The sequence below is a fragment of the Gordonia sp. NPDC003422 genome (assembly GCF_053588675.1).
The window spans coordinates 1-22,754 of sequence record NZ_JBSFQL010000006.1 but is presented as its reverse complement, the minus strand read 5'-3'; the positions used below and the strand labels follow the sequence as shown (position 1 = coordinate 22,754).

Sequence of the window (22,754 nt, the reverse complement as noted above, 5' to 3'; positions counted from 1 at the left end):
GGGAACCGGCGTAGGTATGCGGGTTAGATTCGGACGGGTTTCAACAACCCTCGAACCCGCGCTCGGTGTCAGGTGGGATGGGCGTCGGCCAACCATCGGTCGATGTCGAGTAACACCTCGTCTTGTCGGTCCACGGGTAAGAAGCTGGCCCGCACCGAGTTTCGGGCGAGGTCGGCCAGCGTGGCGTCGTCGAGGTCGAAGGCGGCCGCGACCAGGACGTAGTTGTCCTCGGCGTAGCCGCCGAAGTAGGCCGGGTCATCGGAGTTGATCGTGACGTGTAACCCGGCCGCCAGGAGTTCGGGCAGTGGGTGACGCGCGAGCTCGTCGACGGACTGCAAGGCGACGTTCGACAGCGGGCAGACGGTGAGCGGAATGTGCGCAGCGACGAGCCGCGCAACCATTTCGGGGTCGTCGAGGCTGCGGATGCCGTGGTCGATGCGTTCGGCGCCCAGGTCGTCGAGGGCCTGCCGGATCGATTCGGGGCCGCCCTCCTCGCCGGCGTGTGCGACGCGGCGCAGGCCCAGCGCGGCGGCACGGGCGAACACCTCGGTGAACAGCGATGCCGGGTTGCCGAGTTCTGCGGAATCCAGACCGACGCCGATGATCGGGGCGTCGATGGCGGTCAGGGATTCGAGCGTCTCCAGAGCTTCCCGGACCGGCCGGTCGCGCAGAAAGCAGGCGATGAGGTCGGCGGTGAATCCGCAGTCGGACCGTGCTCGGGCAAATCCGTCGACCAATCCGTCGACGACGGTGTCGAGTGCGACGCCACGAATGAGATGCGCCTGCGGATCGAAGAAGACCTCGGCATGCACCACGCCACCTGCATGGGCGCGGACGGCGTATTCGTATGCGAGACGGGAAAAGTCGTGGTTGGTCCGCAGAACGTCGAGGTTGTCGTAGTAGATGTCGAGAAAGGATTGGAGGTTCGTGAACACGTAGCGTCGGCGTAGTTCGTCCGCGTTCGCGTAGGGAAGGTCGACGCCCGACGACTCGGCGAGCTCCATCACCAACTCGGGTTCGAGCGTGCCCTCGATATGGACGTGCAATTCCACCTTGGGCAGGTCCGTGATCCGTCGCATGTCTAGTCGTACTCGGGGAGCACCAGCGAGTGGTCGAAGGCGTACACGATGGCGGCGGCCCGGTCGCGCAGATCGAGTTTGGTGAAGATGTGGTTGATGTGGCTCTTCACCGTCACCTCGGAGATGCACAGTTCCGCGCCGATCTCGGCGTTGGTGCGGCCCCGCGCGACGAGGCGCAAGACGTCGGTTTCCCGGTCGGTGAGTTCACTGGGCCGGGTGATCTGTTCGTGCCCGCTGCCCCGATAACCGTGCAACACACGGCTCGTGACTGCCGGATCGAGGAACGCGCCGTCACGGACGACGGCGTGCACCGCCCAGATCAACGACTCCGCGGGCGAATCCTTGAGGATGAATCCGGCTGCCCCGGCGCGTAGTGCGCCGGACAGCAGTTTGTCGTCGTCGAAGGTTGTGAGCACCAGGACCGGCGGTGGATTGTTGAGGGCGCGGACCATGGTCGTCGCGGTGATCCCGTCGACGTTGCGCATTCGCAGATCCATCACCACGATGTCGGGGCTGTGTTCGGCCACGGCCGCGAGAACCTCTGAGCCGTCGGCACACTCGCCGACAATCTCGAAGCCGTCCTTGGCTCGCAGGATTCGACGCAGACCGGTCCGGATCAGTTCTTGATCGTCGACGAGGAGCACACGGATGACGGGCACCGCCGGCTCGCCGATCGCGGTGGTGCTCACGCTGTCACCTCGTCGGCGCCGACCCTTGTGGGCAGTGCGGCGCGCACCGACCAGAGGTCGCCGGTCCGGGACGCCTCGAGGGTCCCGCCGAGAAGATGTGCGCGCTGCATCATTCCGGTGATGCCCTTTCCGTCGCGTGAGGGTCGTGGTTCGGCAGAGCAGGGGCTGTGTACTTGCACCACGGTGTCCTCACCGACGGCGAGAACGATCGAAGCGCGTTGCGCAGCCGAATGTTTCACCACGTTCGCGAGCGACTCCTGCGTGATGCGGTATACGGCAGCGCCCACCGGCGCCGAGAGTCGGCCGACGTCCCCGACCGTTCGGAAGTTGACCTGCAGACCGGCTTTGCGGTAGTCGGCCACCAGCCGTTCGAGATCTTCGGCGCCGGGGGTCGGCGTGACGGATGCCTCGTCGGTACCGAGCAGGTGCACGATGTTGCGGATCTCGGCCATGGCCTGACGTCCTTGTCGTTCTGCGTCCTGGAGTGCGTCGACGGCGTCGTCGATGTCGCGGTCCTGTTCGAGCGCCCGACGGGCCCCGGTCACGTTGAGCATCGTGATCGACAGCGAGTGCGCGATGATGTCGTGGATCTCACGGGCGATGCGGCGTCGTTCTTCACTGGCTGCGTTGTCGGCGCGGGCGCGCAGTTCACGGGCCCGGTTGTCGGCGAGGCGTTGCTGGATCAGGATCATGTAGCCGAGTAGCCATCCGATGGCCACCGATGAGATGTAGTAGGCGGGCGCCTGTAATCCTCCGAAGGCGGCGAACCCGGTGATGACGGCGATGGAGGCCGCCGCGACGGTCAGCCCGGTGCGCAGCGACTGCATTGCGGCCGAGATCGCGGTGACGATGGCCAACTGCATCGGCGCGGCATCGGTGGGCACCGGGTCCATGAGAAAACAGGACGTGCCGACCAGCATCAGGACACAAGCGCCGGTCTTGGCGGCGACGGTGAAGTCGAGAACCAGGGTGGTGAGTGCGCAGCCCAGCGCCGCGAGTGTCCACCACGGAGCGTCGAACGGAAATCGTTGTGCCGTGGCGGTGATGGTCAGGACGACGCTCGCAGCCAGGATCACGACCGGATACAGCGGCGGATAGTCGCCACCGACCAGTTCGAGGCGACGCCGCAGTTCTCGTGTGAGGCCCGTCACCAGTCCAGAATAGGCCGCTGATCACCGGATTCATCAATCCGACGATGGACTGTCATGTCCACCCCAGGGTGGACTCGGGTTCCGTCTCCGGCATGGAGATTCGCCCGCGTGCCCTCCATACCGTTGTGAGGGTAGGGAATCCACACCGCTCAAGGGGCATCTCATGACACTCCACATCTTCGATCGGTTCGACCGCTGGGAGCCGTTCTCGACCTGGTTTCCACCGCCCGACCGAGGGCCGATCGTGATCGGCTGCAACAACTCCGATGCATCGGAACGCGCGCTGCGGATGGTCTGCGCCCGATTCTCCGGCGCCGACGTCGTGGTGGTGACCGCCACGTCGGGGCGTCATCGCGTCGGTCGTCCCAACGCCTGGAATGACGCGCTGAAGGCGGACGCATATCAACTCACCGACGAGGCCATCACCACCGAGCATCTACGGCATGCGCGAGAGGTGGCGCAGCGTGCCGGAGCGCGATCGGTGACGGTGGTCAGCGAGGTCGGTGATCCGCTGACCGTCCTGATTCGCGTCGCCGACCGATTCGACGCCTCCGCGGTGGTGGTCGGCATGGTTGGACGTCCGAGTCCGCTCGCTCGCGCGCTGCGTCGCCGGTTGGCGGATCGGATCGAGTTCGTCGTCACCGACGGAACCACGCATCTGCGACCGCGACGTCGGACCGCGCAGAGCACGCCCATGCGGCCGGCGACGGTGCCACAGGTGGGGTTGGCGCCGTCCTGACGCGTGCCGCTGGTTCAATTCGTCGGCTTCTACTCGGTGGGGCCCGGATTCAGTGCCCTCACCAATGAGTGGTTGATGTCGTCCGCCGGCGCGAGCGGGAGTGTGTGGTGGCTCCCCGAGGCCAGTGTCATCACAGTGGCATCCTCGACCGTCGCGGTGATCCGCTGGGCCACCGTGGTCGGGTCGTGGATCTTGCTGTGCGGAGCCAGTATTGCGGTCATTCCGAGCCCGTTCAGGGTGGCGAGGGCCCGGGCGTCGGGTCGTCGGGGGACGACTGGCCGGGTCGTGGGGAACGCTGCGGCCATGCATGCGACCGTGAGCCAGTCCTGATCGAGATCGACCGGGTCCACACCCGACGATCGGCATTCCCACTCGAGAAATCGCCGTTGGCGTTCGGGAGACGGGCGCACGAGCACGGGGAGCGCACGAAGCAGGTATGTCGGTTTCATTCCGGTGAAACACGAACTCGGATCGAGCAATACGAGACCACCGACACGATCGCGATGGTGGCTCAGTGCGAACGCGAGGGCGATCATCGCCCCGTAGGAGTGGCCGACGAAGCGCGCGTCGCCGACGCCGAGTTCATCGAGCACATCGGCAAGCCATGTCAGCAGTTCGGAGGTGTCACGCGGCCGGCCGCTGCCTGGCCGGCTGCGCCCCGCGTCGCCGATCACGTCGAGCGCCACGACACGGTGCGTAGCCGAGAGCGCTGCGACGTTGTGGGTGTACGCGGTTGACGTAGCCCCGCCGCCGGGCAGCAGGACGACCGGAGGTGCGTGCTCATGACCGCAGACGTTTGCGCGGGTGACCCCGTGTGCTGTCTCGACGTCGACTGCCCGGTGGGCGGGCCAGCGAGCCAGGAGCGCGTCGTAGGCCACGAAGAACTCGTGTCCGGCTGCTGTTTGGGAGAACTCGCTGATCGCGCGCTGTGACATCAAATTCCCTCGTTTGTCGAGACAGTCGATAAACGAGAGGGTAGACGATCGAGGGGGAAAGTGGGAGGCTCGACGGGTGGGCGCGCACGTGGATGAACCGCGAGACGACGAGCAATTGGAGATGGTCCACCAACTCCGACGACTGGTGGTGGCACTCGAGCACTTCGGATCGGGATTCGCCACGATGCACGGGATGAACTCGACCGACGTCCGAGCGCTCATCGGACTGTTGGATCGCGAGCGCGCGGGCGAACCCGCAAGCCCAGGCTGGCTGGGCACCCATCTCGGGCTCAACAGTGCGTCGACGACCGCCTTGGTCGACCGGTTGGAACGAGCGCAGCTGGTGGTCCGGGAACGGGGGGATGCCGACCGGCGACGAGTGACGATCGTCGTCACCGACCACGCCCGAACCCTCGGCTGGGCGTTCTTCGGCCCACTCATCGATGGGGTGGTCGGCGTGACCGCCGGTTTCTCCGGCGTCGAGCTCGACACCGTCCGGCGATTTCTCGACGCAGTCACACACGCGGTCGGGGATGCGCGTCATATGTGAACGGGCGCATCGCAGTGCGGACTACGGTGGAAACCATGGCCGACACCGACAAGTCCATCCACTCCCACATCACCGATCTGATCGCCGAGGAGCACGACCTGCGGGGCAAACTCTCGCGCGGTGAGGTGTCTCGCGAGGACGAGAACGCGCGGCTGGCCGCGATCGAGGTCTCGCTGGACCAGTGCTGGGACCTGCTGCGACAGCGTCAGGCCAAGCGCGACGCGGGACAGAACCCGGACGACGCGGGCGTTCGGCCGGCCGATGTGGTCGAGAAGTATCGCAACTGAGTCGGCGGGATCGATCCCGAGCTCCACGCTTCCGCTGACCCGAAACCGGTGAGCGCGAACCTTCTCCAACCGCTCGTCGCAGCCGGTCGACCGGTGAACGCACAGCCCGCGAAGCAACGCCGTGGCAACGATCACATCGCTACCCTCGAAGCGGCACAAGACACGGTTACGCGGTGAGAGGGACGGGCAATGGGTCGATATGCGGAGGCGTTCTCGCAGGCCAAGGACGATCGGGAGAGCTTCTGGCTCGACGCGGCGAAGGGTGTCGACTGGGAGGTCGCACCGACGCGGGCACTCGACGACTCGGCGCCGCCGATCTACCGATGGTTCCCGGACGGCACGCTGAACACCTGCCACAACGCGCTCGACCGTCACGTCGCCGCCGGAAACGGTGATCGGACGGCCCTCGTCTGGGACTCGGCCATGGTGGGTGAGGTCCGGCACTACACCTACGCGGCGCTGCTCGATGAGGTGTCACGGTTCGCGGGCGTTCTCGCCGGCCGCGGGGTGGGCGCCGGCGACCGCGTCGTCATCTACATGCCGATGATCCCCGAGGCCGCGATCGCGATGCTCGCCTGCGCCCGGATCGGTGCGGTCCATTCGGTGGTGTTCGGTGGATTCGCGGCACCCGAGCTCGCCACTCGCATCGACGACGCCGCGCCAGTCGCGATCGTCACCGCCTCCGGTGGTCTCGAACCGGGACGGACCGTCGAGTACCTGCCGATGGTGGCGCGTGCGCTGGAGTTGTCGGCGACGCCGCCGTCAACGGTGATCGTCAAGGACCGTCCCGAGATCACCGGTGCGGCAGCCGATTACGACGGATGGCTGGACTGGGAGGAATTGGCGTCGGCCGCCGAGCCGGTCGCGCCGGTGCCGGTTGCGGCCACCGATCCGCTCTACATCCTCTACACGTCCGGCACCACCGGAAAGCCCAAGGGTGTGGTGCGCGACAACGGTGGTCACGCCGTGGCACTCACGTGGTCGATGAGCAACATCTACGGAATAGAACCCGGAGATGTGTGGTGGACGGCCTCGGACGTGGGGTGGGTGGTCGGACATTCCTATATCGTCTACGGCCCCCTGTTGGCCGGCGCGACGTCGGTGATGTACGAGGGCAAGCCGGTCGGCACGCCCGACGCCGGCGCATTCTGGCGAGTCATTGCCCAGCACAAGGCAAATGCGTTGTTCACTGCACCGACAGCCATCCGCGCAATCCGCAAGGCGGATCCGGATGCGGCGGAACTCGCCAAGTACGACACGTCCTCGCTGCGCGCCTTGTTCGCGGCGGGCGAGCGACTCGACCCGGACACCTTCGAATGGGCGGGTGAGGTGCTCGGAGTGCCGGTCATCGACCACTGGTGGCAGACCGAGACCGGCTGGGCCATCGCCGCGAATCTCCGTGGGCTGGAACCGATGCCGCTCAAGGCGGGCTCCCCGACGGTGCCGGTTCCCGGGTACGACGTCGGGATCGTGGATGCCGAGGGCAACGCGCTCGGCGCCGACGAGGAAGGCAACATCGTCATCAAGCTTCCCCTGCCGCCCGGCACGCTCGCCGGACTGTGGCAGGACGAAGAGCGTTATCGCGGTTCGTATCTCAACACCTTCCCGGGGTACTACGTGACCGGTGACACCGGCTATGTGGACGCAGACGGGTACGTGTTCGTACTGGGCCGCTCCGACGACGTGATCAACGTTGCGGGACACCGGTTGTCCACCGGCAGTATCGAAGCGGTGGTGGCGTCGCATCCGGCGGTGGCCGAGTGCGCGGTGATCGGCATCCACGACGACCTGAAGGGCCAGCGCCCCAGCGGTTATGTGGTGCTCAAGGCAGGTGTCGAAATCGAACCCGACGTCCTGCGCGGCGAACTCGTCGCCATGGTTCGCGAGCACATCGGTGCGGTCGCGACGTTCCGCGACGTCACCGTGGTTCCCGCCTTGCCGAAGACCCGGTCGGGCAAGATCCTGCGAAAGACCATGCGGCAGATCGCTGATCACGAGGAGTACACCGTGCCGTCGACCATCGAGGACCCGGATGTGCTGGCCGATCTGGCGAAGCAGATCGGCGGGTGAGGTGGCTCCGACGACCGGCTCGACCGTCGATCATGTTCTGCGACTGTCCGTCCGGCTGATCCCCTTTGTCGGGATCGTCGGCACCATCATCTCGACGGTCGTCGATGTGCTCACTCCCGGTGGCCATTTCGGTGACGATCTGCTGGCCAACTCGATCCTGTGGATGATCGGCGTGCAGGGCTGGATGACGGGCTGCGGACACATGTTCTTCGGCGAGCCGATCGCCGAATCCATCGGGTGGCCCGCCAAGACGCCGTGGCAGTGGGAGGTGGGACTCGCCAGTCTCGCGACCGGTGTGCTCGGCGTGATGGCGTCGGGTTTCGGCAAGGAGTTCTGGCTGGCCACCATCATCGCGTTCGCGGTGTTCTATCTGGGTGCAGCTGTCGGTCACGTGCGCGAGATGGTGGTGAATCGCAATTTCGCGCCGGGCAACGCCGGGCCGATCTTCTTCTTCGACGTCATCGTCCCGATCTATCTGATCGTCCTGTACGTGGTGGTCGTGTGACTCGACGAGTGTGGTGACCAATCCCGCTGAGCTGGGGAAATGCGTCAGCCCCCAATACGCTCCCTGAGGCGCCAGCCGAGCCTCGAAGGGCGGGTGAGATGACGATGTCAGCGTGCCACCGGGCCACTAAAAGTAGGGGAAGGTTCTTCCCCTACTTTCTGCCCCTGCTTGTTGAGTCGTCCGCGAGTAATTTCGCGGGGAGGACTCCAGGGGTAGGGGAAGAGTTTCTTCCCCTAGTTTTTGTGCGACCAAGCAGCCAACGTTGTAGCAGAAGGTGCCGCGTATGGGGCACTCTCTGCTACAACGCTTTCCAATGACCCATTGGGGTGTCCGCCTTCGCGCGCCGGCGGACACTTCCCGCGGCCACGATCGCCGACTACGTCGCGGGTCAGTCGCTGACTCGACGAGTACTGGTCGTGTTGACCAGGGGCTGCGAGCAGATCTTCAGAAGCAGTGCGGGAGGTAGGACGACGGCACTCTTCCCACCTCCCGCACTCCATGGCCAGGGCCGCAGCGGTGAGGATCGGGACATCCACGCCTCCTCCCTGCTACCGTTGTCCACGGTGATGGATCTCCACCGGGAGTGTGCTTGCTCCGAACCGCCGACACGGCTGATGGCTCCTGTCCGAAATGACGGATAGGACTGACGCATGGCCGATCACGCAGCCGACTCGCACCCCGAACTGCCACTCGATCCGGACAGTTCGCGCCCGCTTCATCTGCAGTGGCGGGCGATCGCACTCGTGTTTCTCGGTGGAATCGCCGGCACCGGATTGCGCTACCTGACCGAACACCTGTTTCCCGCATACGGCACGGACTGGCCATGGGCGACGTTCGGTGTCAACTTGAGTGGCGCGTTCATTCTCGGGGCGTTGCTTGAGGTGCTTGCCCTGGCAGGGCCCGACGACGGGTGGCGCCGCACCATTCGGGTGCTGGTCGGCACAGGTTTTTGCGGCTCGTACACCACCTATAGCTCGTTCGCTCTCGAGACGACGCAACTCGGTCACCATGGCGCGGTCGGGCTGGGAATCGCTTATGCGGCATCGAGCGTGGTGCTCGGGGTTGTGTGTGCATGGGCGGGAATCGTTGTCGCCGGCCAACTCCTGCGCGGGCGAGGAGCGGTGTCGTGACGGTTGCGCTGATCCTGCTGGCCGGCGCGGTGGGTTCGGTGGCACGGTTCGTGGTCGACGGCGCCGTGAAACAGTGGCGTCCGACGACGTTCCCCTGGGCGACGCTCGTCATCAACGTGACCGGTTCGCTGCTGCTCGGTGTTCTCGCCGGACTGGTGATCTACCACGCCGCACCGTCGGACCTGCAGGCGATCCTCGGCACCGGATTCTGTGGCGGCTACACGACGTTCAGCACCGCGTCGGTCGAGACGACGCGGCTCGCGCAACGCCGCGACGGCATGAGGGCATTGGCGAATGCGCTGGCGTCGGTGGTCGCATCGGTGGCCGCCTGCGCCTCCGGACTCGCCCTGGCGTGGGCGCTGTAGAGGAGTCAGACATGGCAGACGACAACACCTTCGGCCAATACGACGACAACGGTCCACTGCGCAGACACCGGCGCGGCCCCACCCCGGCCAAGCGCGCGCAGGCCGCATTGGTGATCGGGTGGAACCGCCAGCCCGACAGCGTTGCCGCCGTTCGATTCGCGGTGATGCTCGCCGACCGGCTCGACGCGCACATCCACCTCGTGCACATCGTCGACCTCGATGACGAGCCGCTCGACCCGGACGCGCCCGATTGGAGTGAGCAGTTCGCCGCGACCGTCGACGAGAATGCGCTGGAGGCCCGACGGCTGCTCGACGCCGTGCCGGCGTCGTGGACCTATCACAGCGGCCATGGATCGGCTGCCGACCTGCTCATCACGGTGGCCGACCGATACTCGGCGCTGATGGTGGTGGTCGGGAACCCGCGTGGCGGGCTGATGTCGCACCTGGATGCGCTGCTGGGACAGTCCGTGGCGCACCGGGTGATCGGACAACGCAAGGTGCCGGTGCTGTTGGTGCCTGCGGGCTGAGAACTTCAGCTCGCCAACGGCTTCGAGGCTCGCACCCAGCCCGGAGAAAGCGAAGTGGCATGCCGGCCCTCTTCCGGCATGCCACTTCTGGTCTGGCTCAGCTCACTTCAGCTCGGCGCTGCTCTTGTTGAGCACACGGCGGGCGATTATCAGCTGCTGGATCTGCTGGGTGCCCTCGAAGATGTCGAGGATCTTGGAGTCGCGGGCCCACTTCTCCACCAGGAGACGTTCCGAGAAGCCCACGGTTCCGGTCAATTCGACTGTCTTGTTGGTGATGTCGGTGCCGGTTCGGCCGGCCTTGGCCTTGGCCATCGACGCCTCGAGCGAGTTCGGCTGCTTGTTGTCGGCCATCCAGCAGGCGCGCATGGTGAGCAGATACGCTGCCTCCCAGTCGGATTCCATGCGGATGAACTCGGCGGCGGCGGCATGCTGGTCGGCGGCGGGGCGGTCGTAGTCGATCTCGATGCCGGCGTCCTCGAGGATGCGCCGCAGCTCTTCCAGAGCGGCACGCGCGACACCCACGGCCATGCCCGCGACCAGCGGACGGGTGTTGTCGAAGGTCTGCATGACCCCGCCGAAGCCCTTCTTGGTGTCGACTTCGGGCGATCCCAGCAGGTTCTCCTTGGGGATGCGGCAGTTCTCGAACCGGATGACCGCGGTGTCGGAGACGCGGATGCCGAGCTTGTGCTCGAGCCGCACGACCTCCACGCCCGGATGCTCACGCGGCACGACGAAACTCTTGATGGCCGCACGGCCCAGGCTCTTGTCCACGGTTGCCCACACGACGATGTGCGTGGCGCGCGACCCCGCGGTGACGAAGATCTTCTCACCGTTGAGGACGTACTCGTCGCCGTCGAGCCGGGCCGTTGTGGTGACGGCCGCGGAGTCGGAGCCGAAGCTCGGTTCGGTGATGGCCATCGCGGCCCACACCTTGCCGAAGCGTTCGAGTTGCTCGTCGGTGGCGACCGCGGCGATCGCCGAGTTGCCCAGCCCCTGGTAGGGGATCGACAGCATGAGGCCGACGTCGCCCCACGAGGTTTCCATCACATTGACGACGGACTGCATGTTGCCGCCGTTGACGACAGTGCCCTCGGGTTTGGGCTTCGCTGTCTTCTCGCGGCTGCGGCCGGCGTCGGCACCGGCACCGGCCTGGCCGGTCTCGGACAGACCGTCGTACAGGCTGGCCAGAGTGTCGAACTCCACCGGGTAGGCGTGCTCACGCAGGTCGTACTTGCGTGAGATCGGCCGGAAGATCTCGGCGGCGGCCTGATGGGCCTGGTCGATGGTGACGCCCAGCTTCTTGGGCAGTTCCAGATTGATGCTCATTGCGATGCTCCTGAAGTCCGGTGGGTCGTCAGAGGACGACGATGCCTTCGCCGATGCCCGCGCCACGCAGGTCGCGGTACCAGCGCTCGACCGGATGCTCCTTGGTGAAACCGTGGCCACCGAGCAACTGCACGCCGTCGAGGCCGATCTGCAGGCCCTTGTCGATGGTCAGCTTGCGGGCCAGTGCGGCCTCGCGAGCAAACGACAGTCCCTGTTCGGCACGAGCCGCGCCACGCAGGGTGACAAGGCGGATCGAGTCGACCTCGGTCGCGATTGTGGCGACCATGAAGGCCACGGCCTGACGGTTGGAGATCGGCTCGCCGAAGGCCTCACGCTCGTTGACGTAGGGAATCACGTAGTCGAGGACGGCCTTGGCGGTGCCGGCAGCCAGCGCCGACCAGCCCAGACGCGAGAGCCGAACGACGTCGCGGTAGGCAGCAGCAGAGGACTCGCCCTCACCGATGAGAGCCGACGTCGGGACGGCGACATCCTGCAGGAGCAGACGGCCCATGCCTGCGGCACGCACGCCCATACCCGGATCGGCTTCGACGATCAGACCCTTCGAGTCGGATTCGACGATGAACAGCGCGGGCTTGCCCTCGAGTTGGGCGCCGACGATGAACAACTCCGACGACCCGGCTGCCGGGACGAACGACTTCACACCATTGAGGCGGTAACCGCTGGGCACACGAGTTGCCTTGGTGGACAGGTTGAATGCGTCGAACAGTGGCTTCGGCTCGGCGATGACGACCGCGGACTGCGGGACGTTCTCGCCGGCGAAGTCGGGCAGGTAGGTGCGCTGCTGGTCGTCGCTTCCGAAGTTGGTGAGGGTGGTGGCCACGCCGCTCGGTGCGAGCAGCGGGATGGCCAGGCCCATGTCGCCGTACGCCATGGCCTCGGCGACCAGCGCGTTGGTCACGACGCCGCGTTCGGTGGCTGCGCCCTCGAGTTCCTCGGGCACGTTGATCATGGTGATGCCGAGTTCGGCCGATCGATTGAGGATCTCCTCGGGTGCGGTCGCGGCGGCGTCGGCGTCGTAGGCGGCGGGACGCAGGATCTCGGTGGCGAACTCGCGCACCGTCTCCGCGATCATCTGCTGCTCGTCGTCGGGCGTGAGGTTGAAGTAGTCCTTGGGGGTGCTGGTGAGGCGCTTGGCCTTACCGGATCCGCCCTGGGCGGCCTTGAACGCACGGTTGGCGGCACCGAGGGTCTGGAAGCCGGTCTTGGTGGCCTGGTAGGCGATGCGGTTGATCGGCTCGCGGATCTGGTACTTCTCGGCGAACTCCGAGCCGGTGACGGTGGTCAGTACGCGCATGGCGGTGCCGATGAAGTTGCGCGGGTGCTTGGTCTTTCCGACGGCGGAGGTGTCGCGCGGTTCGGTGTGGGTAGTCATGTTCACCAGCTGTTCTCGGGGAGGATCCCGGTTGGCGTGAGGGTTTGATCGCACCGATCTTACTCGGTAGTAAGTACGTACCTTACTACTCGGTAAGAAGCTTGTCACGTTTTTCTTGGATGCCTGTCACACGGTTGATCGATGACGACGGGCACCGGCCTGGCTACGCTGGTCGGGTGACGTCCGAACCACGCGCCGACCAGGGCCTTCACGATGCCGCGGTGGCCACCGCCGAGCCGGGACGCAGCTTGTCCAGTGTGAGCCTGGCGGGTGCGGCGACCGTCGCGGGGGTCGGGATCGCCGGGATCGCGGTCGCGTGCGCGTGGTCGCCCGCGGGCGCGTCGTCGGGTCCTGAGGTGTGCCCGTTCCGTCGGCTCACCGGACTCCCGTGTCCGGGCTGCGGGCTGACCCGCAGTTGGGTGTCGTTGATGCACGGTGACGTGTCGAACGCATTCTCGTTCAATCTGTTCGGCCCGCTGCTGCTCGTGTTGACGGCGGTGGCCGTCGTGATCGCGCTCTGGTCGCTGGTGTTGCGCGATGGTGCGCCACTCGATCGGACCCGGTCGTGGTTGAGCGTCCGCGTGGTCGTGGGCTTTGTTGCGGTCTGGCTCGGCTACGGGGTGTTCCGTGCCGTCGACACCGCGGCCGGATGGGGAATCTTCCCGATCATCACGTGACACCACCGGGAGTCGGGAGCACAGTGGTGGCATGCAGATCACTCATTTCGGCCATTCCTGCCTGCTCGTCGAACTCGACGGAACCCGAGTGCTCTTCGACCCGGGCAACTTCTCTCACGGCTTCGAGGGAATCACCGGGCTCGACGCGATCCTGATCACCCACCAGCATCCCGACCATTGCGACGTCGCACGGCTGCCCGACCTCGTCGCAGCCAATCCCGACGCTGCCCGCTTCGCCGATCCGCAGACCACGGCTCAGCTCAACGGCGACGACGTCGCCGGCGAATGGACGGCGGCGCACAGTGGTACGAGCGTGCAGGTCGGGAGCGTCACGGCGCGCGTCACCGGCGGCCGGCACGCCGTCATCCATCCGGAGATCCCGGTGATCGACAACGTCGCTTACATCCTGGGCACCGATGCCGAACCGGCGAAGTTCATGCACCCCGGTGACTCCTTCTACATCCCCTTCGAGAAGATCGACGTCCTCGCGCTGCCCGCTGCCGCGCCATGGATGAAGCTCAGCGAGTCCGTCGACTACCTTCGGGGGGTTGCGCCGCGCGTCGCGGTGCCGATCCACCAGGCCGTCCAATCCGAGGCCGGCATCGCCGTGCACAACTCTCGATTGCAGGAGATGCGGAACCCGGCCACCGACTTCCGGGTGCTCGACGCGGAGAACGGCGTCGACCTCTGATCCGAAGAGTACTGCCTTCGGCCTCCTGAACTGCGGAGATCTGTACCTGGGAGCCCAGTCAAATGCAGAGTGCACGTGGTCTGGCTGGGGCGTACAGAGATCCGACGCAGTCGGCGGGTGGGTCGCTGATTCGGAGAGTCGGGTGTTGCTCACGCGGGCGGTGCGAAGAACTCCAACGCGATGTTGTCGGGATCGCGGAAGGAGATCCCGGAGCCGTAGTGCGCGTGCTTGACGCCACTGTGGGAGATTCCCTGCGCATCCAGGCGCGCGATCCAACCGTCGAGATCGGCCTGCGAGCAGGCGAACGCGATGTGATCGAGACCGGTGCGACTCTCGTCAAAGCCGTCCGCCGAACCCGGGCGAGTGTGGGTGTGCAGGCCAAAGAGCATGCCGTCGCCCAGTGCGAAGACGGTGTGGTGGAAGTCGCCCGACTCCTCGTCCTCGTCGAGGACCGGGTCGGCGTCGAAGAGTTGGGCGTACCACTTGGTGCTGGCCGAGAGGTCTGAGACGGTGATGGCCACATGGGCGAGGCCGGGAAATGTTGCCATGGTCGGACTCCCTTGTCCGTGGGGGGACTGACCCATCAGACGCTAGGTCCGCCATGACGACGGCGTGTTGACATCGACGCGGGACTGTCCGTCCGGCCAGGCCGATATGGCCAGACGGCGTGGTGGTCAGGCGCCGTGCAATGCCGCCAGCGTTGCGTCGTGCAGCAGGCCATTGGTTGCGACCGCGCTCCCGCCCGCGGGACCGGGTGTGCCGTCGAGTGCGGTGAAACTCCCGCCGGCCTCGCGGACCAGCACGTCGAGGGGCGCGAGATCCCACAGGGACACCTCGGGTTCGGCTGCGATGTCGACCGCACCTTCGGCGACCAGACAGTAGTTGAAGAAGTCGCCGTACCCGCGAACGCGCCACACCTGGTCGGTGAAGGCGATGAACTGATCGCGGATGCCGCGGTCCGCCCAGCCCGACAGGCTGGAGAACGCGAGGCTCGCCGACGCTACGTCATCGACACCCGATACCTGGATGCGACGCGGCTCGTCGTCGTCGAACGCGGCAAAGGCGCCGAGTCCGGTTGCCGCCCACCATCGTCGACGCAGCGCCGGGGCCGAGACAACCCCGACCACGGGCTCGCCGTCGACGAGCAGCGCGATCAGGGTGGCCCACACCGGAACTCCGCGCACAAAGTTCTTGGTGCCGTCGATCGGGTCGATCACCCACTGCCGGCCGGTCAGCTCGCGTTCGCCGCCGAACTCCTCGCCGAGCACCGAGTCGCCCGGGCGCTGCGACGAAATGCGTTCGCGCAGAAGCGTTTCGCACGTGAGGTCGGCGTCGGAGACCGGAGTGAGGTCGGGTTTGGCGTCCACGCGGAGGTCGATCGCGCCGAATCGCCGCAACGTGAGCTCGTCGGCCGATGCGGCCAGCGACAGCGCGAGGTCGAGGTCATCGGAGATGCGCGGGGAAGCGGGGGACACCCGGGTAGCTTAGTTTCCCGCCTCGGCGCCGTCGCAAATGTCGGATCGGTACGCTGGCTGCCATGTGGCTCGCGGTGGCGTTCAGTTTCCTGTTGGCGGCACTCGTGGTGGTGATGATCGTGCAATGGCAGCGGGGTCGTAACCCGCGGCCGCTGACGCCAGGCCAGGCCGCGAATTATGTGCAGGGCACCTTCACGATCACCGGCGTCAGCGATCGGCCCGACGAGGGCGACAAAAACGGTGAACGGTTCGCCACGATATCGGGCACCATCGTCGGACCCGAGACCAATCCCACCGAGGTGTACGGCACTCTCGTGCTCGGAACCACCGATCGGTGGCCCGCGATCGGCGACGACATTTCCGTTCTCTACAAGCCGCACAAGGCTGCGACGTCGTGGCGCTTCGGTGATCTGGGGCAGGCGGGTCCGCCGCCGGGCGGTTCCTCCTTCGGCGATTGAACGGCCCGGGAATCCGGTCGGTATCCTGGTAAACCGTGCATCCCGACGTAACCGCAGATCTCGAATCCCTCGACGCCACCTTGACGACGGTCGAGAAAGTCCTCGACCTCGACGAGCTGCGTCGCCGGATCGACGAGCTCGAGATGCAGGCCTCCGACCCCGACCTCTGGAACGACCAGGAGCACGCGCAGAAGGTGACCAGCGAGTTGTCGCATGCGCAGTCGGAGTTCCGGAAGGTCTCTGAACTGCGGCAACGTCTCGACGATCTGCCCGTTCTGTACGAGCTCGCCGACGCCGAGGAGGGCGACGACCGCACCGCCGCGCTGGCTGACGCCGACAACGACCGCACCACCCTGCGCACCGACATCGAGGCGATGGAGGTCAAGACCATGCTGGCCGGCGAGTACGACTCGCGTGACGCGCTGGTCAACATCCGCTCGGGCGCGGGTGGTGTCGACGCCGCCGACTGGGCACAGATGCTGATGCGCATGTACGTGCGCTGGGCCGAACAGCACGGGTACGGGGTCGAGGTCTACGACACCTCCTACGCCGAGGAGGCCGGTCTCAAGAGTGCGACGTTCGCCGTGAAAGCCCCCTACATGTACGGCACGTTGTCGGTGGAGCAGGGCACCCATCGGCTCGTCCGGATCAGCCCGTTCGACAACCAGAGCCGCCGCCAGACGTCGTTCGCCGAGGTCGAGGTGTTGCCGGTGGTCGAGACCACCGACCACATCGACGTCGACGAGAACGACGTGAAGGTCGACGTGTACCGGTCGTCGGGGCCCGGTGGTCAGTCGGTCAACACCACCGACTCGGCGGTGCGGCTCACGCACATCCCGACCGGGATCGTGGTCACCTGCCAGAACGAGAAGAGCCAGTTGCAGAACAAGGCGTCGGCGATGCGGGTGCTGCAGGCCAAGCTGCTCGAACGGAAACGACTGGAAGAGCGCGCCGAGCTCGATGCGCTCAAGGGAGACGGCGGATCGAGTTGGGGCAACCAGATGCGCTCGTACGTGCTGCACCCGTATCAGATGGTGAAGGATCTGCGCACCGGCGTCGAAGACAACAACCCGTCGGCAGTGCTCGACGGTGAGCTTGACAAGTTCATCGAAGCAGGCATCCGATGGCGGATGGCCGATGCAGAGGCCTGAGCTGAACATCGCAATTCTCGGCCCGGAGTCCGAGTCCATCATCGGCCGCTTCTACGTGTGGCTGGTCACCGACGGGCTCGAAATCCTGCTGTGGATTCTCGCTGCGGCAATCGTGATCCGCTTCATACGGTGGAATGCCGACCGCTACGGCGCGCGCGTCGAGGACGAGTTCCAGGACAGTGACCAGATCGTTCGGACCGAGCGCACCAAGCACATGCGTGCGGTCGTTCAGGTAGTCAGCTGGGTGTTCATCGTGATCGTGGCGCTCATCTGCGGTGTGCACATCATGGGCGTCTTCAACATCCCGATCACCGGACTGGTCGGGCCGGGCGCGGTGCTCGGTGCGGCGCTCGGTTTCGGCGCGCAACGCGTGGTCCAGGATCTTCTCGCCGGATTCTTCGTGGTCACCGAGAAGCAATACGGCTACGGCGACGTCGTCAGCCTGATGGTCACGGGCGGGGGATTCGCCGACGGCACCGTCGAGGACGTCACACTGCGCGTGACAAAACTGCGCACCAGCGACGGCGAGATGGTCACGGTTCCGAACGGCCAGATCATCAAGGCAACCAACCTGTCCAAGGATTGGGCACGCGCGGTGGTGGACGTCCCGATCCCGGCCGAGGCCGACATCGGTCGTGTCAACGACATTCTCGAAGAGGTCGGGCAGGAGTTCTTCGACGATCCTCGGATGCACCGCCTCATGCTCGACGCGCCGACTCCGCTCGGGGTCATCGACCTCGAGCTCGAGGCGATCACGGTGCGGATGGTGGCCCGGACCCTCCCGGGCAAGCAGTTCGAGATCGCCCGCGCGCTGCGCATCCTCATCGTGCGGAGATTGGCGGCCGAAGGCATCACCGTCGCGCTCGGCCGCGAAGTGCAAGCCCAGTCCGCGCCCCCGGCCACTCTCCAGCCGAGCGGAGGTGACCGCGGCGATGACTGAGGAAAACCCGGCTGGCGGAACCGATCCCGAAGACAAGGGCAATTCCGGTCCAACCACCACGGGGTCGTTGCGGGCCCAGCGCGCCCAAAGCAGTTCCGGATGGTTTCGCAAGCGCGACTGGGGTCATATCCGCGGGACCCGAGTGCGGACGAGCACCGCAGTGCTGGTGATCGCCTTCATCGCGCTGTTGTGGGTGTACGGGTACACCTCACAGCGTTATGGCGTGGTGGATCAGACGACACAGCAACCGGCTCCTCGCACCACCCAGCAGACCTACGAGACCACGCGTAGTTCGACGCCGAGTTCGTCGTCGGTCACGAGTACATCGGTCAGTGGCACGCAGGAATCGTCGCAGACCCCATACGGGGAGCCCGCGCCCGTGCCGAGCCTCACCACAACCACGACGTCGATCCCCGGAATCCCCTTCCAGATCCCGGTTCCAGGACTGAACGGCACGACTCAGACCACGTCACCGGCCCGCTGAAACGCAGTTGAAACGCCCCGGGCAGCCTGAGCGGAGCTCTCAGGCGTCGTGGTTACACTGGCTTCTCGTGATCACGCTGGAGAACGTCACGATGCAGTACAAGGCCTCCAGTCGGCCGGCTCTCAAGGACTTGAGCCTGGAGGTCGACAAGGGGGAGTTCGCCTTCCTCATCGGGCCGTCGGGTTCGGGCAAGTCGACATTCTTCCGACTGCTGCTCAAGGAGGACAAGCCCACCTCGGGCGAGATCCACCTGGGCGAATTCCACGTGAACCGCCTGCGCGGTCGGATGGTGCCCAAACTGCGCCAATCCATCGGATGCGTCTTCCAGGACTTCCGGTTGCTGCAGCAGAAGACGGTCGCCGAGAACGTCGCCTTCGCCCTCGAGGTGATCGGGCGGCCGCAGTCGACGATCAAGCGCGTGGTGCCCGAGGTCCTGGAGTATGTCGGCCTCGAGGGCAAACACGACCGCATGCCCAACGAACTGTCGGGTGGTGAGATGCAGCGTGTCGCCATCGCGCGCGCCATCGTCAACCGGCCGCTGGTTCTGCTGGCCGATGAGCCGACCGGCAACCTCGACCCCGAGACCAGCGAGGAGATCGTCGACGTCCTCGACCGCGTGAACCGACGCGGGACGACCGTCGTGATGGCCACGCACGACCGCCACATCGTCGACGCGATGCGTCGGCGGGTGCTCGAATTCGACAACGGGCGATTGGTCCGCAACGACCCGCAGGGTGTGTACGGCATCGGCTGACCCAGCCGCGTAGTAGACCGCCGCACAGACACCACCGACCAGAAGGACATCTCAGCGAGCATGCGAGCCAACTTCATCATCAGCGAGGTCTTGAACGGGTTGCGTCGCAACCTCACGATGACCATCGCGATGATCTTGACGACCGCAATCACCCTCGGCATGTTCGGCGGTGGTCTGCTGGTGATCCAGATGGCCGACAAGAGCCAGAAGATCTTCCTCGACCGCGTCGAAATGGAGTTCTACCTCAACGACGCCGTCACCGACCGTGACCCGCTCTGCCAGCAGGCGCCATGCGCGACGCTGCGTACCGACCTCGAGAAGGAATCCGGCGTGAGCGCCGTGACCTACGTCGATCGCGAGGACGCCTACAAGCGGGCCAAGGAGATCTTCAAGAACAACCCCGACCTCGCCGACAACATCCGCGAGGGCACGCTGCAGGCCTCCATGCGAGTGCGCGTCACCGACCCGGACAACTTCAACACGATCGCCGAGAAATATCGGGCCCGCACCGACCTGGGCGTCGAATCGTTCCGCGACGACCGCAAACTCGTCGAACGAATATTCAACGTGCTCGACGGCGCGCGCAACGCTACCTTCGCCATCGCCGCAGTCCTGGCCATCGCGGCGATCCTCCTGATCATCAACACCGTCCAGATCGCCGCGTACACGAGACGGACCGAGGTGTCGATCATGCGTCTGGTCGGCGCGACCCGGTGGTACACGCAGCTGCCGTTCCTGCTCGAGGCGGTGGTCGCGGCGCTGATCGGTGCCCTGCTCGCGATCGGCGGCCTGTTCGCGGCGAAGAGATTCTTCTTCGACAACGCGCTACGAGATCTGTACGGTGTGAGCTTCTTGTCGCGCATCGAGAACACCGACGTTCTCTTCGTCGCCCCGTGGTTGTTGCTGGGGGGAATTGTGTTGGCAAGCGTGACGTCATATGTGACGCTGCGTGTCTACGTTCGCGAGTAAGACCGACCTTCCGCTTCCTGAGGTGCGAAGCGAAGCGAGCCTCGAAGGAGCGGCGACAGAACCACAAGAGAGGAGAGCGACGTGCCCAAGGAAAAGGGCCGCGCGGCGATTGCCACCAATCGCAAGGCGCGACACGACTACTCGATTCTCGATGTGTACGAAGCCGGAATCGCGCTGGTCGGTACCGAGGTGAAGAGCCTGCGTGCCGGCAAGGCCTCGCTGGTGGACGCCTTCGCGACCATCGACGACGGCGAGATCTGGCTGCACGCGCTGCACATCCCGGAGTACACCAACGGGTCGTGGACCAACCACCCTGTGCGTCGCAAGCGCAAACTGCTGCTGCATCGTCGTGAGATCGACACCTTGATCGGCAAGATCCGGGACGGGAACCTGACGCTGGTGCCGTTGTCGATGTACTTCAGCGACGGTCGGGTGAAGGTCGAGCTCGCATTGGCCCGCGGTAAGCAGGCCCACGACAAACGTCAGGACATCGCGAAGCGCACCGCGCAGCGCGAGGTCGAACGGGAAATTGGCCGTCGGGTCAAGGGGATGTGATCGTCCGCCGGCTGGTCGGGGTGATCGGTGCAGCAGTTCTGGCATTGGCCGTCGCAGGCTGTGGCGACGAGCCGGGCCGGCTGGGTGGCGATCCACCGGCGATTTCGGGTCTGCCAACGACGCCGCCGATGGGCTGGAACAGCTGGAACACCTTCGGTTGCGGTGTCACCGAGGCCGACGTCCGCGCCCAGGCCGACGCACTGGTCTCGACCGGTCTGCGCGATGCCGGCTACCGCTATGTGGTGATCGACGACTGTTGGTCGGCAACCGCCCGCGACGCGCAGGGACGCCTGGTCGCCGACCCGGATCGGTTCCCGTCCGGCATGGCCGCCATGGGTACCTATCTGCATGGGCGGGGTCTCAAGTTCGGGGTCTATTCGGGTGCGTCGGAGCAGACCTGCACGCAGCTGCTCGGCAACCGGGCAGGGTCGACGGGGAGTCTCGGCCATGAACAGACCGATGCGCAGACGTTCGCCGGATGGGGCGTGGACTACCTGAAATACGACTGGTGCTCGACCGACGCCGACCACGACAAGCAGGTGACCGCATTCACCGCGATGCGCGACGCGCTGCGCTCGACCAACCGCCCGATCGTCTACAACATCAATCCCAACAGCGGTCTGACCGGGGGAGTCGTGCCGGGAGCCCAGTACGACTGGGGCGGGGTCGCGACCATGACGCGACTGTCGAACAACGTGGTCGGCGCGTGGCAGACCTCGGCAGGACCAGCAGGTCAGCAGGGCATCGTCGACGAGATCGACGCGGCGGTACCGCTGACCGGTCGCGTCGGGCAGGGTGCTTTCCTCGACCCCGACGCACTCGTCGTCGGATCGTCGGGGCTGACGCCGGCTATGGGTCGTACCCAGATGGCCATGTGGTCGATGTTGGCCGCGCCCCTGATCGCGAGCAACGACCTCACCACGATGAGCCCCGATACCCTGAGCACCCTGCGCAACGCTGCGGTGATCGCAGTCGATCAGGACAAGGTGGTCGGCGCAGGCTCACCGGTGAACGACGATCCGGAGATATGGAAGCGGGCGGTCGACGGTGGCGCGGTGGTGTCACTGACGAATCGCCAGAATCATCCGCGGGCGATGTCGGTTCGGCTTTCGACCCTCGGACTGCCTGCGGGTGAACACTTGGTCAATCTGTGGACCGGGCAGCAGGTGCCGGTGCGCGATGGCTGGGTGTCGGTGCTGGTCGCGGCACGCGACACCATGCTCCTGAGCGCTGTTCGAGCACCGGAATGAATTGGCTTGCACACGTTGTTAGACTTAAGTGCTCATCGAAACTCGATGGGTGCTATCTCGGGGCTGATCGGTTTCGACTACGTGCGTCGAGGTAGGGGAAGCGTGTCGGTGCAGGCTGGAGACCACCGTGAGCGTCGCAGCAACCAATTAAGCGCCGATTCCAATCAGCGCGACTACGCCCTCGCTGCCTGATCAGCGACGGCTAGTCTGTCGGCCCGGATTGAGTTCCCGAATCCGGATGCCGGCATCATCTCAGGGGACTCACCGTGTTCGCCGGTCGCGGGCGGACGCGGGACAGCAAACAGCGACTGGGATCGTCTTCTCGGCTTGTTCGTGTGACCGGGAGATCCAAGTAGAGACATAGCGGACTGCACACGGAGAAGCCCTACCAACACGACGGAGGACCCGGGTTCAATTCCCGGCAGCTCCACGAAAAAGTCCCTGACCTGAAACACTGGGTCAGGGACTTTTCATGTACACGGCGCAGTTCCATTCCTGACTCGAAGAGCTGGTGACCGACCCCGCTGACCTGCGGAAATGTCGTGGTATCCTACCCGCAAAATCTCGGGGAAGAGTTTCTTCTTCCCCTACTTTTTGTGGCGGA

General features: G+C 65.6%; 26 protein-coding genes, 1 other RNA gene and 1 riboswitch. Of the genes, 19 read left to right on the top strand and 8 right to left on the bottom strand.

Going from position 1 to position 22,754, the window contains the following annotated elements; genetic code table 11:
* Positions 1–68: 68 nt before the first annotated feature.
* From ACWDTF_RS07040 to ACWDTF_RS07030, 3 genes are read right to left on the bottom strand one after another with little or no spacing between them, the layout of a single operon-like run.
* Positions 69–1,079: an adenosine deaminase gene (locus tag ACWDTF_RS07040; protein ID WP_449754174.1), complete on the bottom strand. Its 1,011-nt coding sequence runs from the start codon at positions 1,077–1,079 to the stop codon at positions 69–71.
* A gap of 2 nt (positions 1,080–1,081) precedes the next feature.
* On the bottom strand, positions 1,082–1,768 hold the full coding sequence (locus ACWDTF_RS07035) for a response regulator transcription factor (protein WP_240861039.1): 687 nt from the start codon (positions 1,766–1,768) through the stop codon (positions 1,082–1,084).
* Positions 1,765–2,922: a histidine kinase gene (locus ACWDTF_RS07030; protein WP_433259585.1), complete on the bottom strand. Its 1,158-nt coding sequence runs from the start codon at positions 2,920–2,922 to the stop codon at positions 1,765–1,767. The genes ACWDTF_RS07035 and ACWDTF_RS07030 overlap by 4 nt, the downstream gene beginning before the upstream one ends.
* Before the next feature lie 160 nt (positions 2,923–3,082).
* On the opposite strand from ACWDTF_RS07030, the gene ACWDTF_RS07025 reads away from it, so the two are divergent.
* Positions 3,083–3,658 (top strand): universal stress protein, encoded by a 576-nt coding sequence (locus tag ACWDTF_RS07025; protein ID WP_449754173.1) that lies wholly within the window; start codon positions 3,083–3,085, stop codon positions 3,656–3,658.
* 29 nt (positions 3,659–3,687) lie between these two features.
* Here the strand turns inward: ACWDTF_RS07025 and ACWDTF_RS07020 are convergent, their stop codons facing one another.
* Complete coding sequence (locus tag ACWDTF_RS07020; RefSeq protein WP_355277431.1) at positions 3,688–4,593, bottom strand: alpha/beta hydrolase; 906 nt, start codon at positions 4,591–4,593, stop codon at positions 3,688–3,690.
* A gap of 88 nt (positions 4,594–4,681) precedes the next feature.
* Here ACWDTF_RS07020 and ACWDTF_RS07015 point away from each other — a divergent pair, with 88 nt between their 5' ends.
* The 7 genes from ACWDTF_RS07015 (at position 4,682) to ACWDTF_RS06985 (ending at position 10,027) form a co-directional block, all read left to right on the top strand.
* Complete coding sequence (locus ACWDTF_RS07015; RefSeq protein WP_240861045.1) at positions 4,682–5,143, top strand: MarR family winged helix-turn-helix transcriptional regulator; 462 nt, start codon at positions 4,682–4,684, stop codon at positions 5,141–5,143.
* A 35-nt stretch (positions 5,144–5,178) separates the two neighbouring features.
* Positions 5,179–5,430, top strand: coding sequence for a DUF2630 family protein (locus ACWDTF_RS07010; protein ID WP_240861048.1), 252 nt, complete (start codon positions 5,179–5,181; stop codon positions 5,428–5,430).
* Positions 5,431–5,619: 189 nt separating this feature from the next.
* On the top strand, positions 5,620–7,500 hold the full coding sequence (locus ACWDTF_RS07005) for a propionyl-CoA synthetase (protein WP_449754172.1): 1,881 nt from the start codon (positions 5,620–5,622) through the stop codon (positions 7,498–7,500).
* A 1-nt stretch (position 7,501) separates the two neighbouring features.
* Positions 7,502–8,005 (top strand): DUF6790 family protein, encoded by a 504-nt coding sequence (locus tag ACWDTF_RS07000; RefSeq protein WP_449754171.1) that lies wholly within the window; start codon positions 7,502–7,504, stop codon positions 8,003–8,005.
* A 553-nt stretch (positions 8,006–8,558) separates the two neighbouring features.
* Positions 8,559–8,636: riboswitch (Fluoride riboswitch) on the top strand.
* Between the two features lie 19 nt (positions 8,637–8,655).
* The gene (crcB, locus tag ACWDTF_RS06995) at positions 8,656–9,135 is read left to right on the top strand and encodes a fluoride efflux transporter CrcB (RefSeq protein ID WP_240861054.1); all 480 of its coding nucleotides are present in this window, start codon (positions 8,656–8,658) and stop codon (positions 9,133–9,135) included.
* On the top strand, positions 9,132–9,500 hold the full coding sequence (gene crcB / locus ACWDTF_RS06990) for a fluoride efflux transporter CrcB (protein ID WP_449754170.1): 369 nt from the start codon (positions 9,132–9,134) through the stop codon (positions 9,498–9,500). The genes crcB (ACWDTF_RS06995) and crcB (ACWDTF_RS06990) overlap by 4 nt, the downstream gene beginning before the upstream one ends.
* Positions 9,501–9,511: 11 nt before the next feature.
* Positions 9,512–10,027: a universal stress protein gene (locus ACWDTF_RS06985; protein WP_433255778.1), complete on the top strand. Its 516-nt coding sequence runs from the start codon at positions 9,512–9,514 to the stop codon at positions 10,025–10,027.
* A gap of 102 nt (positions 10,028–10,129) precedes the next feature.
* Here ACWDTF_RS06985 and ACWDTF_RS06980 read toward each other — a convergent pair whose 3' ends face one another.
* Together ACWDTF_RS06980 and ACWDTF_RS06975 are read right to left on the bottom strand one after the other, a co-directional pair.
* Positions 10,130–11,353 carry an acyl-CoA dehydrogenase family protein gene (locus tag ACWDTF_RS06980; RefSeq protein WP_449754169.1) on the bottom strand — a complete coding sequence of 408 codons (1,224 nt, stop codon included), beginning with the start codon at positions 11,351–11,353 and terminating at the stop codon, positions 10,130–10,132.
* A 28-nt stretch (positions 11,354–11,381) separates the two neighbouring features.
* A complete protein-coding gene (locus tag ACWDTF_RS06975; RefSeq protein ID WP_433255775.1) occupies positions 11,382–12,746 on the bottom strand; it encodes an acyl-CoA dehydrogenase family protein in 1,365 nt (454 codons plus the stop codon).
* 176 nt (positions 12,747–12,922) lie between these two features.
* Between ACWDTF_RS06975 and ACWDTF_RS06970 the strand changes: the two genes are divergently transcribed.
* Both ACWDTF_RS06970 and ACWDTF_RS06965 read left to right on the top strand, forming a co-directional pair.
* A complete protein-coding gene (locus tag ACWDTF_RS06970) occupies positions 12,923–13,423 on the top strand; it encodes a DUF2752 domain-containing protein (protein WP_433255772.1) in 501 nt (166 codons plus the stop codon).
* Positions 13,424–13,454: 31 nt separating this feature from the next.
* Positions 13,455–14,114, top strand: a complete 660-nt coding sequence (locus tag ACWDTF_RS06965; protein WP_240861066.1) for an MBL fold metallo-hydrolase — start codon at positions 13,455–13,457, stop codon at positions 14,112–14,114.
* Between the two features lie 149 nt (positions 14,115–14,263).
* Here ACWDTF_RS06965 and ACWDTF_RS06960 read toward each other — a convergent pair whose 3' ends face one another.
* Positions 14,264–14,662 (bottom strand): VOC family protein, encoded by a 399-nt coding sequence (locus ACWDTF_RS06960; protein ID WP_240861068.1) that lies wholly within the window; start codon positions 14,660–14,662, stop codon positions 14,264–14,266.
* Between the two features lie 126 nt (positions 14,663–14,788).
* On the bottom strand, positions 14,789–15,589 hold the full coding sequence (gene hisN, locus ACWDTF_RS06955; RefSeq protein WP_449754168.1) for a histidinol-phosphatase: 801 nt from the start codon (positions 15,587–15,589) through the stop codon (positions 14,789–14,791).
* Positions 15,590–15,651: 62 nt separating this feature from the next.
* Here hisN and ACWDTF_RS06950 point away from each other — a divergent pair, with 62 nt between their 5' ends.
* The 9 genes from ACWDTF_RS06950 (at position 15,652) to ssrA (ending at position 22,583) form a co-directional block, all read left to right on the top strand.
* Positions 15,652–16,047, top strand: a complete 396-nt coding sequence (locus ACWDTF_RS06950; RefSeq protein ID WP_240861071.1) for a hypothetical protein — start codon at positions 15,652–15,654, stop codon at positions 16,045–16,047.
* 35 nt (positions 16,048–16,082) lie between these two features.
* Positions 16,083–17,198 (top strand): peptide chain release factor 2, encoded by a 1,116-nt coding sequence (gene prfB, locus ACWDTF_RS06945; RefSeq protein WP_240861073.1) that lies wholly within the window; start codon positions 16,083–16,085, stop codon positions 17,196–17,198.
* Positions 17,185–18,138 carry a mechanosensitive ion channel family protein gene (locus tag ACWDTF_RS06940; RefSeq protein WP_240861075.1) on the top strand — a complete coding sequence of 318 codons (954 nt, stop codon included), beginning with the start codon at positions 17,185–17,187 and terminating at the stop codon, positions 18,136–18,138. Before prfB ends, ACWDTF_RS06940 begins: the two co-directional genes overlap by 14 nt.
* Positions 18,131–18,622, top strand: coding sequence for a hypothetical protein (locus ACWDTF_RS06935; RefSeq protein ID WP_433255764.1), 492 nt, complete (start codon positions 18,131–18,133; stop codon positions 18,620–18,622). Before ACWDTF_RS06940 ends, ACWDTF_RS06935 begins: the two co-directional genes overlap by 8 nt.
* Before the next feature lie 67 nt (positions 18,623–18,689).
* A complete protein-coding gene (gene ftsE / locus ACWDTF_RS06930; protein WP_240861079.1) occupies positions 18,690–19,376 on the top strand; it encodes a cell division ATP-binding protein FtsE in 687 nt (228 codons plus the stop codon).
* A gap of 60 nt (positions 19,377–19,436) precedes the next feature.
* On the top strand, positions 19,437–20,345 hold the full coding sequence (ftsX, locus tag ACWDTF_RS06925) for a permease-like cell division protein FtsX (protein ID WP_240861082.1): 909 nt from the start codon (positions 19,437–19,439) through the stop codon (positions 20,343–20,345).
* Between the two features lie 81 nt (positions 20,346–20,426).
* Positions 20,427–20,900 carry an SsrA-binding protein SmpB gene (gene smpB, locus ACWDTF_RS06920; RefSeq protein ID WP_240861084.1) on the top strand — a complete coding sequence of 158 codons (474 nt, stop codon included), beginning with the start codon at positions 20,427–20,429 and terminating at the stop codon, positions 20,898–20,900.
* Positions 20,897–22,150, top strand: coding sequence for a glycoside hydrolase family 27 protein (locus tag ACWDTF_RS06915; RefSeq protein WP_240861086.1), 1,254 nt, complete (start codon positions 20,897–20,899; stop codon positions 22,148–22,150). Before smpB ends, ACWDTF_RS06915 begins: the two co-directional genes overlap by 4 nt.
* A gap of 59 nt (positions 22,151–22,209) precedes the next feature.
* Positions 22,210–22,583, top strand: a transfer-messenger RNA (tmRNA) gene (ssrA, locus tag ACWDTF_RS06910).
* The last annotated feature ends 171 nt before the right edge of the window (positions 22,584–22,754 follow it).

What these genes read in the sequence shown, in the direction of transcription:
- ACWDTF_RS06965 (WP_240861066.1), top strand. Translation starts at nt 13,455, where the DNA reads ATGCAGATCACTCATTTCGGCCATTCCTGCCTGCTCGTCGAACTCGAC.
- ACWDTF_RS07025 (WP_449754173.1), top strand. Translation starts at nt 3,083, where the DNA reads ATGACACTCCACATCTTCGATCGGTTCGACCGCTGGGAGCCGTTCTCG.
- ACWDTF_RS06975 (WP_433255775.1), bottom strand. Translation starts at nt 12,746, where the DNA reads ATGACTACCCACACCGAACCGCGCGACACCTCCGCCGTCGGAAAGACC.
- ACWDTF_RS06980 (WP_449754169.1), bottom strand. Translation starts at nt 11,353, where the DNA reads ATGAGCATCAATCTGGAACTGCCCAAGAAGCTGGGCGTCACCATCGAC.
- ACWDTF_RS07005 (WP_449754172.1), top strand. Translation starts at nt 5,620, where the DNA reads ATGGGTCGATATGCGGAGGCGTTCTCGCAGGCCAAGGACGATCGGGAG.
- crcB (WP_240861054.1), top strand. Translation starts at nt 8,656, where the DNA reads ATGGCCGATCACGCAGCCGACTCGCACCCCGAACTGCCACTCGATCCG.
- ACWDTF_RS07010 (WP_240861048.1), top strand. Translation starts at nt 5,179, where the DNA reads ATGGCCGACACCGACAAGTCCATCCACTCCCACATCACCGATCTGATC.
- ACWDTF_RS07020 (WP_355277431.1), bottom strand. Translation starts at nt 4,593, where the DNA reads ATGTCACAGCGCGCGATCAGCGAGTTCTCCCAAACAGCAGCCGGACAC.
- ACWDTF_RS06935 (WP_433255764.1), top strand. Translation starts at nt 18,131, where the DNA reads ATGACTGAGGAAAACCCGGCTGGCGGAACCGATCCCGAAGACAAGGGC.
- ACWDTF_RS06985 (WP_433255778.1), top strand. Translation starts at nt 9,512, where the DNA reads ATGGCAGACGACAACACCTTCGGCCAATACGACGACAACGGTCCACTG.
- ACWDTF_RS07040 (WP_449754174.1), bottom strand. Translation starts at nt 1,079, where the DNA reads ATGCGACGGATCACGGACCTGCCCAAGGTGGAATTGCACGTCCATATC.
- ftsX (WP_240861082.1), top strand. Translation starts at nt 19,437, where the DNA reads ATGCGAGCCAACTTCATCATCAGCGAGGTCTTGAACGGGTTGCGTCGC.
- ACWDTF_RS06960 (WP_240861068.1), bottom strand. Translation starts at nt 14,662, where the DNA reads ATGGCAACATTTCCCGGCCTCGCCCATGTGGCCATCACCGTCTCAGAC.
- ACWDTF_RS06950 (WP_240861071.1), top strand. Translation starts at nt 15,652, where the DNA reads ATGTGGCTCGCGGTGGCGTTCAGTTTCCTGTTGGCGGCACTCGTGGTG.
- ACWDTF_RS06940 (WP_240861075.1), top strand. Translation starts at nt 17,185, where the DNA reads ATGCAGAGGCCTGAGCTGAACATCGCAATTCTCGGCCCGGAGTCCGAG.